At 36.0% G+C, this 11,290-nt stretch carries 9 protein-coding genes; 3 read left to right on the forward strand and 6 right to left on the reverse strand.

The window, feature by feature from the left end:
- Positions 1 to 4: 4 nt before the first annotated feature.
- The 5 genes from VB248_RS07075 to VB248_RS07095 form a co-directional block, all read right to left on the reverse strand.
- Positions 5 to 457 (reverse strand): TM2 domain-containing protein, encoded by a 453-nt coding sequence (locus VB248_RS07075; protein WP_323296049.1) that lies wholly within the window; start codon positions 455 to 457, stop codon positions 5 to 7.
- 128 nt (positions 458 to 585) lie between these two features.
- A complete protein-coding gene (locus VB248_RS07080; protein ID WP_323296050.1) occupies positions 586 to 2,187 on the reverse strand; it encodes a peptide chain release factor 3 in 1,602 nt (533 codons plus the stop codon).
- A gap of 146 nt (positions 2,188 to 2,333) precedes the next feature.
- Complete coding sequence (locus tag VB248_RS07085) at positions 2,334 to 3,785, reverse strand: APC family permease (RefSeq protein WP_323296051.1); 1,452 nt, start codon at positions 3,783 to 3,785, stop codon at positions 2,334 to 2,336.
- A 216-nt stretch (positions 3,786 to 4,001) separates the two neighbouring features.
- Entirely contained in the window at positions 4,002 to 6,956 is a 2,955-nt protein-coding gene (gene secDF / locus VB248_RS07090) for a protein translocase subunit SecDF (protein ID WP_323296052.1), read from the reverse strand.
- 129 nt (positions 6,957 to 7,085) lie between these two features.
- A complete protein-coding gene (locus VB248_RS07095) occupies positions 7,086 to 7,448 on the reverse strand; it encodes a hypothetical protein (RefSeq protein WP_323296053.1) in 363 nt (120 codons plus the stop codon).
- Between the two features lie 225 nt (positions 7,449 to 7,673).
- Between VB248_RS07095 and VB248_RS07100 the strand changes: the two genes are divergently transcribed.
- The 3 genes from VB248_RS07100 to nadA all read left to right on the forward strand — a co-directional run bounded on the left by VB248_RS07100 (position 7,674) and on the right by nadA (position 10,692).
- Entirely contained in the window at positions 7,674 to 8,654 is a 981-nt protein-coding gene (locus VB248_RS07100) for a leucine-rich repeat domain-containing protein (protein WP_323296054.1), read from the forward strand.
- A gap of 14 nt (positions 8,655 to 8,668) precedes the next feature.
- Complete coding sequence (gene nadC, locus VB248_RS07105; RefSeq protein WP_323296055.1) at positions 8,669 to 9,523, forward strand: carboxylating nicotinate-nucleotide diphosphorylase; 855 nt, start codon at positions 8,669 to 8,671, stop codon at positions 9,521 to 9,523.
- A 179-nt stretch (positions 9,524 to 9,702) separates the two neighbouring features.
- The gene (nadA, locus tag VB248_RS07110; RefSeq protein WP_323296056.1) at positions 9,703 to 10,692 is read left to right on the forward strand and encodes a quinolinate synthase NadA; all 990 of its coding nucleotides are present in this window, start codon (positions 9,703 to 9,705) and stop codon (positions 10,690 to 10,692) included.
- A gap of 62 nt (positions 10,693 to 10,754) precedes the next feature.
- On the opposite strand, the gene VB248_RS07115 is transcribed toward nadA, so the two are convergent.
- Complete coding sequence (locus tag VB248_RS07115; protein WP_323296057.1) at positions 10,755 to 11,219, reverse strand: hypothetical protein; 465 nt, start codon at positions 11,217 to 11,219, stop codon at positions 10,755 to 10,757.
- Between the last annotated feature and the right edge of the window lie 71 nt (positions 11,220 to 11,290).

Below are 11,290 nucleotides of genomic sequence, written 5' to 3' on the forward strand. Positions count from 1 at the left end.
AATATTATTTCCCGCTCCACATGAAGAATTTAGGATTATCTTCATATTTGGAAATACCTTCTTTGTTAATCAAGGCAATTAACAAAACAACCCAGTCAACTGTGGCAACGATACCGCAACCTCCTAATGTTAGGATATAGCCAACACCAGTCAATGTAGCAGTTCCCATATAAAAACGGTGAACACCTAATGCTCCTAATAACCATGATAGCACAAATGCAACGGCAGGGTCTTTTCCTCCAGCCAAAGTAGCTGTTGGTAAACCGTTTGAAGTACCAGTTAATAGGTTGGCAGAAGATGGAGTTGCTGTTTCATTGAGTTGAATACTTGCTACTTCCACACCTTTGTTTAAGGTTGCCTCAATCGCTACATCATCTACTTCATATTCGCTTGATGCAAAGGATTTTGTGCATACTGTTAAGAACAGCATAGAGGATAAAATGAAAATCTTTTTCATAAAAAAGGGGGTTTTAAAGTGAGTACTAAGAATTTATTAATCCTCAACAAGATACTGATAAAAACAAACTCTTGGTCTCACACCCCTCCAAAAACTTATTTTACGGTAAACTTTTTTTATGAGTGCAATTATACCTCCACAGCTCGCTTAAATTCAGAGGTAAAGTGGAATTGAATATCTGGATTATTTTGGATATTCATTCTTAAAATCCATTCTGATTCTGCCAAAAATACAAAGTTCCCGTCTTTGTCTTGTGCGATATTTTGGGCTTTTAATCTTACAAATTCTGTCAGTTTTTTCTCGTCGTCTGAGGTTACCCAACAAGCTTTGGCAATATCACGGTGGTCGAAACGGCATTTCGCTCCGTACTCATGTTCCAAACGATATTGAATTACTTCATACTGAAGTTCGCCTACTGTACCTACAATTTTTCTGTTCCCTAAATGTGGCTGAACAAATAATTGAGCTACTCCTTCGTCGGTCAATTGTTGAATTCCTTTTTCCAATTGTTTTGATTTCATTGGGTCGAGGTTCATCAATTCTTTAAAAATCTCAGGAGAGAAACTTGGAATACCTTGATATTGTAATACTTCTCCTTCGGATAAAGTATCACCAATTTTAAAGTTACCAGTATCGTACAAACCTACTACATCGCCTGGGAAGCCTTCTTCAATTACTTCTTTTTCTTGAGCCATAAAATTATATGGATTGTTGAAACGAAGATTTTTATCTAAACGAACGTGTTTGTAAAATTTATTTCGCTCGAATGTTCCCGAACATACTCTCAAGAAAGCAATTCTATCTCTGTGTTTTGGGTCGAGGTTGGCGTGGATTTTAAAGATAAAACCTGTGAATTTCTTTTCGTCTGGTTCTACAATTCTTACATCAGTTTTGCGTGCTTGGGTACTTGGGGCGATTTCGGTGAAAGTATCTAACAATTCTTGTACTCCAAAATTATTCACAGCTGAACCAAAGAAAACTGGAGCTACTTCGCCAGAAAGATAAACACTTCTATCAAAATCTCCGTAAACGCCTTCTATCAATTCAATATCTTCACGCAATTGATTGGCATCTTTTTCGCCTACTTTTTTATCTAATTCTTCCGACCAAATATCAACGGCTACTACTTCTTTTTCAATTTTAGTTTTGTTGGCATTGAACAAATTCAAAGATTTTTCATAAATATTATAAACACCTTTGAAGTTTGAACCAATGTTGATTGGCCAAGTAAGCGGACGTACTTTGATGTTTAGTTTTTGTTCTAATTCATCCAATAAGTCGAAAGGATTTTGACCTTCTCTATCCATTTTGTTAATGAATACGATTACTGGTGTGTTTCTCATTCTACAAACTTCCATCAAACGTTCCGTTTGCTCTTCTACGCCTTTTACGCAGTCGATAACCAAAATTACCGAATCGACAGCCGTTAAAGTTCTATAAGTATCTTCGGCAAAATCTTTGTGACCGGGTGTATCAAGAATATTGATTTTCAAGTTATTGTACTCGAAAGTCATTACAGAAGTAGCCACCGAAATACCTCTCTGGCGTTCAATTTCCATGAAATCGGAAGTTGCTCCTTTTTTGATTTTATTTGATTTTACCGCACCCGCCGTTTGGATAGCACCCCCAAATAAAAGTAATTTTTCAGTAAGTGTAGTTTTTCCCGCATCGGGGTGAGAGATGATACCGAAAGTACGGCGTTTATGTATTTCGTCTTGTATGGTTGCCATTGTCAATCTAAAAATGAATGATTGAGTATCAAAATATTACTCAATGCTGAAAAGGATTTGAATCAATTTGCAAAATTACTCATAAAAAAAGAAACCTCACAGAATTTTGTTTTCTGTGAGGTTTTTTAAAATATCAGCGTGTGATATTAGTCGTTTTGATTTAGATTACTTTTGCCTCTACTATAAATAAAATACACAATAATACCCAGCGTACTCCAGATAAGGAATGCTCTCCAAGTAGCGGCTTGTGTTTGTGTCATCAAGTATAAGTTAAAGAAAACGCCCATTGGAGCTACAAACCAAATAAGTGGTGCTTTGTAAGGACGTTCGATGTCTGGCTGTTGGTAACGTAACAATAGTACTGCACCCGAAATCATAGCGAAAGCCAATAATGTTCCCATTGAACACATTTCAGATACTTTATCAATTGGCGTTAATGCTGATACCACCGATACGATGAAGCCTACTAAAATAGTACTTTTCCACGGTGTTTTGAATTCTGGGTGAATAGCTTTGAAGAAAGCAGGTAATAAACCATCTTTTGCCATTCCTAAGAAAATACGAGTTTGACCAAGCATCATTACCAACATTACCGAAGTAAGACCTGCTACTGCTGCAATAGTGATAATAAATACAGCCCATGGTAAGCCAACGTCTGCAAATGCTGCGGCTACTGGTGCTTTCAAATCAAGTGTATCGTATTTTACCATACCTGTTAAAACCAATGATACCAAGATGTACAAAACAGTACATACAATCAAAGAAGCTACGATAGCGAAAGGAACGTCTTTACGAGGATTGATGGCTTCGCCAGCTTGCGTAGAAACAGCATCGAAACCGATATAAGCGAAAAATACAACCGTTGCGGCAGTTCTTACACCAGCCCATCCGAAGTGTTCAACGCCATCAGCACCTACTTGTACTGGAGGAATGAAAGGCGTCCAGTTCTCAATTTTAATATAAAATGCTCCTGCAATAATTACGAACAATACAACAGATAATTTGATGATTACAATGGCATTGTTGGCTTTTGCTGACTCTTGAATACCTTTTACTAAGACAGAAGTTACCCCCCAAGTAATTAAGAAGGCAGCAAGGTTGAAAGCTGGTACTGGGCCTTCTAAACCTAATTTTTCGCCTGCCGTGTAAGGGTCGTTCATTAATCTGACGGGTAATTCTATGCCGAAAAGATGGACAAGTTTTTCAAAATACCCCGACCACGCTACGGCTACCGTAGTAGCACCCATCATGTATTCAAGGATTAAGTTCCAACCAATCAACCATGCGAAAGCTTCTCCGACAGTTCCATAAGAATAGGCATAAGCAGAGCCTTCTACTGGAAGAATGGAAGAAAATTCAGCATAACATAGCGAGGCAAATGTACAACCGATAGCCGCAATAACGAAGGCAATAGCTAAAGCTGGCCCAGCGTGGTTGTGTGCGGCGATACCTGTAAGAGTAAAAATCCCTCCACCGATGATAGCCCCAATACCAAGAGAAGTAAGTCCCCACTTGGTCAGAACTCGTTTTAGTTCAGATTTTTTCATGTCAGCTTCGTAGGCTGCCATTGGTTTTTTACGCCAAATACTGTTGCTCATAGGGTTTTAGTTTTTTGTAAATTTGAAGTGAAATTTTAGCTTTTAAATAATTCGTGTCTTTTTAGAAATTTTAGTTTTAGGGTACAAAAAGAAACTCATTAGCGATAATTCAAAATATATTTTGGATTATCATCTTTCAAGATACTGAAAATTTTGTCTTAAAACAAAAAAAGACCTGTAAGTCGGTTAAAACTTACAGGCCTTTTTTTTTATTTATTAAGCTTTTGTTGCTGGTTCTACTTTTTTCTTACCAGTTCCTAAATCAATTACGATAGGAGCAGCTACGAAAATTGAAGAGTAAGCACCAAAAACAACACCGATGAACATCGCAAAAGAGAAGCCTCTTAGAATATCTCCACCGAAAATTAATAGTACTGTTACTACTAAGAATACTGTGGTTGCCGTCATTACTGTACGGCTCATTGTGTGGTTGATAGATTGGTTGATGGTTTTAATCATCAATTCTTTATTACTTAAATCTGCATCAATACCAATTTCTTCACGAATACGGTCGAATACTACCACAGTATCGTTGATAGAGTAACCAATTACGGTTAATACCGCCGCAATAAAGATTTGGTCAACTTCTAATTCAAAACCGAAAAGGCGAGTAATACCAACCATGCCTAATACTACCAAAGCATCGTGTAAAAGTGCTACGATACCTCCTAATGAGTATTGCCATTTACGGAAACGAATCAAGATGTAAATGAAAATACCAACTAAGGCATAAAGAATAGAAACAAACGATTGTGTAAGAATATCATCGGCAATAGTTGCTCCTACTTTAGATTCTGAAAGAATTGTTGGTTTGGCATCAGCAAATTTCTGTAAACCTGTTTCTAAAGCTTTACGTACTTTTTGGTTAGCTTGGATACTTTCGTCTTCTACTAAGTAAGCGGTTGTGATTTTTAATTTAGTATCGCCGTTGAATGTTTTTACTTCTACGCCTTTCCCATCAAAACTACCCGCTAAACCGTCTTTAATTGTACCTGCTGGAATTGGTTTGCTCAATTCTACTACATACGAACGACCTCCTTTGAAGTCAACACCTAAGTTGAAACCACCTTGAATTGTCAAAACGATTGCACCTAAAGCGATTAATCCCCACGAGAACCAGTAAGAATATTTACGTTTTCCGATAAAGTCGAAGTTCATTCCTTTGAATAAGTCTTTTGAAATAAAGGTTTCAAAAGTAACATTCTTTTCTTTTCCTGCTTTGATAGCACGTTTTGCCATCCACTCTACCAATACGTGTGAAATAAATACAGCAGTAAATACAGAAGTAACTAAACCAATACAAAGTGTAACTCCGAAACCTTTTACAGAACCAGAACCGAAAATAATTAAGATAACCCCAATGATGATTGTAGTAACGTTACCATCAATAATCGCAGAAAGTGCTTTTTCATAACCTGCTTTAATGGCATCTAACAAACCTTTTCCTTGATGAAGTTCTTCACGAATACGCTCGTTAATCAATACGTTGGCATCGACAGCCATCCCTAAAGTAAGTACGATACCTGCGATACCTGGCAATGTTAAAGCCGCTTGAATTTGTACTAATACACCAGCAATGAAAAACACGTTGAATAAAAGTGCAGCGTTTGCCATCCAACCTGGGTTTCCGTAGTAACCAATCATAAATACTACTACTAATAACAAACCAAGAGCCATTGAGAAGTATCCTTGGTTGATTGCCTCAGCACCTAAAGAAGGCCCGATGAAAGCATCTTCAACAATACGAGTAGGAGCAGGTAATTTACCAGCTTTCAATACATTGGCTAAGTCTTTTGCTTCTTCAACTGTGAATGAACCAGAAATTGAAGAACGTCCTCCTGCGATTTCGCCGTTGATGTTTGGAGCAGAATAAATATAGTTATCCAAAACAATAGCAATACGCTTACCAACATTGGCAGCAGTTAAGTTTTTCCAGATTCTTGCACCCGTACCATTCATGTTCATGGTTACTTCTGGGCGACCGTTTTGGTCATAGTCTTGTGCAGCGTCTGTAATTACATCACCTTCTAATGGTGCAGTTTGTCCTTCTGCTTTCTTCAAAAATTCAAAAGAGATGATTTCGTCACCATTATTTGCCGGAATTCCTTTGGCGTTCCAAGTAAATTGAAGTCCTGAAGGGAACATTAATTTTACTTCTTCACGACGGAATAATTCATTTACACGAGCAGTATCTTTACGGAATACACCCCAAGCTCTACCTTGTTGGTCTAATGGTAAGAATAATTTTGTCAAAGCCGAACCAGCAGTTGTATCTTTTGCCGCTGAATCTTTTTTAGCAACTTTTGCTGCACCTGATAATTGTCCTGCCAATCCAGAAGCTTTTGTTGTATCTGTTGAAGCTGCTGGAGTCGCTGCCGAAATTTTCTTCGCTTTTTCTTCTGCTGCTAAGTATTCACCTAAAGCATTTAAGCCCGGACCCCACTCAGTAATTTCAGCTACTTCAATAAATTCTAATTTCGCAGCACCTGATAATAATTTTCTTGCACGCTCAGGATTATCAATACCCGGTAATTCTACTTGGATACGGTTTGTTCCTGGCAAACGTTGGATATTTGGGTTTGCCACACCAAATTTGTCAATACGAGCTTGAATAATTTTATAAACACGGTCAACGGCTGCTTCAATTTCTTCATTGATTACTTTCTTTACTTGTGAATCAGATGAAGATGAATTCAGTTTGTCACGGTTTACAGAGTTAGCGAAAATAGTAGCTAACTTTTGGTTTGGAGCAACTTTCGCAAAAGCTTCAAAGAATAATTCATTGAATGGTTTTGTTGAAGTAGCTTGAGCTAAAGAAGCTTCTTGAATAGCTTTTTCAAAATTCGGGTCATTACTTTTTCCAGATAATGCACGAAGAATTTCTACTGGCGATACTTCTAATACTGCATGAAGACCACCCTCTAAGTCCAAACCTTTATGAAGGGCATAAGTAGTTACTTCTTGTAAAGTAAAACCTAAGTAAACTGGTTGTTTCCACAAAGAGTCGATGTAATGAGTCTTTTTAGCTGGGTCAAGTTTACCAGTTGAAGAAGTAGCATAAGCAAGTGCTTCCTCACGAATCGAATTGGCTTTCCACGTAAATGAAAGGAAAAATAAACATAAGGCTGAAATAATTCCAGTCAGCCAAATAATGGCACTTTTATAACGCATTTTTTGAGAAAATAAATTGTGAAAAATGAATGCTTGGTCAAGAACAGTGTATTCTTAATACCAAAGGATATGAAATAAGGGTTTTGGATAACAAAAATTGCTATCTAAAAAGAAGAAAATACAAGAAAATTAAGGGGCGTTGGTAACGATAAAATGCTCGAAGAGTACTTCGAGATGAGGAAGGCGAAAGCTTAAATTTTGAACGGCTTGAATGTTGGGTTCAGCTTTCAAAAAGGCAAATTCGCATACTTTGAAGATAAAATCTTGTGCAAAATCAATATTGATAGGTACTGAAACCTGCATCACTGAAAGTTCTGAAACTGAGCATTGTTTAGGAGCTTTTGAATCCTGCGATTGCTCTGTTTTTACCTTTCCAAGCTCTTGGTGGCGGTTTTGCGAAGCATGAATGTTTTTACCGAAAACAGTAAAAAGCATTACAAGCGACATCAAAAAGACGCTAAAGAGACGAGATATGTGAGTATTTTTTTGCATTTTGAATTACAAAACTATCACTTTTTGTTTGGTAAATCCAAATTCTTATTTAAAATAATTAGAGAGTTGGGTATTTGGCTTTAGTAATTTGGGTGATTCATTGGTGTTCTTGGCTCTAAGTTGTATAATGATTGATTAATGTGAATTTATGAAGAACACCTACAAACTCAAATATTCTATTATTATCTTTGGCTTTCAAATACAAAATTAAGCCTCATTAACTGTATGAATCGTTCAATAAAAATGTTTTTGTCCCTATTTTGCTTTATTTTAATAGTAAACCTGTTGAATAGCTGTACTACTGTTGAAAACCCAAGTCCAGACTTGGATTATGTAGATATACCTGATGTGAATTTTGAAAAAGCCTTAATTCAATTTAAAATTGATTCTGAGCAAGATGGTAAAGTACTAAGAAGTAACGTACTTAAAGTAACATCGCTTTATATGTCTTCTTCCCTTGAAGATAGTAAAAATTCTTATGGAAAAATAAAGGATTTAACTGGCATCGAAGCATTTGTTAATCTGAAATCACTAAAATGTATTCATAACGAATTAACAAAATTAGACATTAGTAAAAATACTGCTCTGACTGAATTATGGTGTTCTAGTAACCAATTAGTCGATATTGACGTCAGTAATCAAACAGCATTAGAAGTATTACGTTGTGGAGATAATCAGTTAGCAAACTTAGATATTACTAAAAATAAAGCATTAAAAGAGTTAAGTTGTGGTGTTAATAAATTGACTCTTCTTGATATTAGCCAAAATACGTCTCTAAAGCGGTTAAATTGCGAATATAATAAGTTTAAAAACTTAGATATCAGTCACAATAGCGAACTAATGTATCTTAGCTGTTCTTTGAATAAATTGGCAGCACTTGATCTTAGTAGCAATACAGCATTAGTATATTTAGATTGTAGTTCAAACGATCTGACAACGCTCGATTTAAGTAAAAATAGTGCATTAGGATATCTAAATTGTTATGATAATAAATTAGTTAATTTAGAGCTTCAAAAAAACACCTCAATTGATGTGTTGAATTGTATTGGTAATCAACTTAATAGTTTGGATGTAAGTTATATTAAGGATCTGACTACTTTGTATTGCAATAACAATAATATCCAAACCATTTGTGTAAACAGTCTCAGCCAAGTGAAACCAGCTTGGCAAAAAGATACAACGGCTACTTATAAAGTATGCCCTTAATAAAACCCAGAACAATGTTCAATTATTTAGAACCTACATACATCAAAAACTTCATTCAAACGGCACTTACCGAAGACGTTGGTGATGGCGACCATACTTCTTTGTCAACCATTCCGCCGTCTGCTCAAGGGCGAGCAAAATTGCTTGTGAAAGACGATGGCATTTTGGCAGGAGTAGCCTTAGCAAAGCTCATTTTTGAAGAAGTAGATAAGCAGTTGACGGTAAAAACAATCCTTGAAGATGGAGCAGTAATTAAAAAAGGCGAAATCGTATTAACAGTTGAAGGTTCTTCACAATCTATTTTAAAAGCCGAACGCTTGGTATTGAATTGTATGCAAAGGATGTCGGGCATTGCTACTTATACACATTCGATGGTAAAACTCTTGGAAGGGACAAATACTAAATTGTTGGACACTCGTAAAACAACGCCTAATTTCCGACTTTGTGAAAAATGGGCTTGTAAAATCGGTGGAGCAGAAAATCATCGCTATGCTTTGTTTGATATGATTTTGATAAAAGACAATCATGTCGATTATGCCGGAGGGATTCAAAATGCCATCAACCAAGCCAATGAGTACCTCAAACAAACAGGACGAGATTTACAAATTGAAATTGAGGTAAGAAATTTAACTGAACTTCAAGAAGTATTGGCAATCGGGCAAGTTCACAGAATTATGTTAGATAATTTTTCTTATGAAAACTTGCGTGAAGCCATTCGCTTAATAGATGGAAAATATGCTACCGAAGCATCTGGAGGTATCAACGAAACGACCATTCGTGCTTATGCCGACTGTGGCGTAGATTATATTTCTTGTGGAGCTTTGACCCACCACGTAAGTAGCTTAGATTTGAGCTTAAAAGCTTATTAGAGGGATTAGTAAAAAGTGATTGCTAATTTGTTTTTGAAATACGAATCACTCTTTAACACTTTCGTTTTTATAAAATATTTTAAAATAAAGTATTTTACAAAACCGAATTCTGACATCAGAAAGCCAAAATCAACAATTTCACAATTCATAATTTTATCTAAACGATTAAAATTTCAAACATGAATTTATTAGAAGAATCGCAAAGAGTAGGCTACGTGAGTCGCTCTGTTCCTTTTAAAGGAGAAGATTTAAAAGAACAAATTTTAAAACTGAAAAAAGAAAAAAACGCAGTTATTTTGGCTCATTATTATGTTGATGCTGAGATTCAAGATATTGCTGATTTTTTAGGAGATAGTTTAGGCTTGGCTCAGGCCGCAGAACAAACTGATGCCGATATGATTGTATTCTGTGGAGTACATTTTATGGGAGAAACAGCAAAAATCCTGAACCCAAATAAAAAAGTAGTTTTACCTGATTTGAATGCAGGTTGTTCGTTGGCAGACGCTGCTCCGAAAGAAGCATTTGCAGCTTTCAAGGCTCAGTATCCAGAAGCTGTGGTGGTTAGTTACATCAACTGTACGGCTGATATTAAAGCGATGACGGACATTATTTGTACTTCGTCGAATGCGGTAAAAATTGTAGAAGCAATTCCTGCCGACAAGCAAATTATTTTTGCTCCTGATGCCAATTTAGGAAAATACGTCGCTAAAAAAACAGGAAGAGATTTAATACTTTGGGACGGTGCTTGTATCGTTCACATTGATATTTCTTTAGAAAAATTGAAAAAAGCTAAAGAAGAAAATCCTAATGCTTTGTTGATTGCTCACCCAGAATGTAAAGAAGTAATTCTTTCACAAGCTGATTTTGTAGGTTCAACAACAGCTTTGTTGAGTTTTGTACAAAATTCTGATTGCCAGGAATTTATTGTAGCTACCGAAGCGGGAATCCTGCACAAAATGAAATTGGCAGTACCGAACAAAAAGATTATTCCAGCACCAGCCAATGAGAAAAATTCATGTGCTTGCTCGGAATGTCCTTATATGAAAATGAATACAATGGAAAAATTATACAACGCTATGTTTTATGAATTACCAGAAATTCAAGTACCAGAAGAAGTAAGAGTACCAGCCTTGAAAGCCTTAAAAGCGATGTTGGAGATTAGCAAATAATTTTTCATTCATAAAAAAAGCCATCGAATATTTACTTTCGATGGCTTTTTTATGAATCATCCTTAATAATTTTCTTTCTTTTTCAGAAAAGTCTGGTATTGTTCTTCCGTAAGTACTGCTTTGATGGCTTTATTTCTTTCTTCTCGAATAGCAAGAGCTTTTTCTCTTACTTTTACTCGCATTTCTTCTGTAAACGGAGGCTGTAATTTTTTTACTTCTTCATTAAAATCCATTCTTTTGAAAGCGTAATTGATATTAATCGTTTCAATTTTTGGAATTTGCTCTTCTGTAAGTTTTAGCTTTTTCGTCATCCAGCGAGTTTCTTCGGTGGCTACTTTTTCGGGGTCGAAGCTTTCTTCTTTTCTTGGTGTATTTGCTCCTGCATCAGGAATGGCACTTCGTCCGTAACCACGGCCATATCCATAACCGCCAGCTCCGTAACCGTACTGTGCTTGGCTTGTATGAGCTATTATCAAAAAGAATAGACTGAGTAAAAATGAAAAAAAGAAATTTTGTTTAGATTTCATTGCTAAAGATTTTCTATAATTGAATGATTTGATTTTAGAATAGAAAAATGACAAGTATTTGTAATACTCAT

The sequence above is a fragment of the Arcicella rigui genome (genome assembly GCF_034929435.1).
GTDB classification, from domain to species: domain Bacteria; phylum Bacteroidota; class Bacteroidia; order Cytophagales; family Spirosomataceae; genus Arcicella; species Arcicella rigui.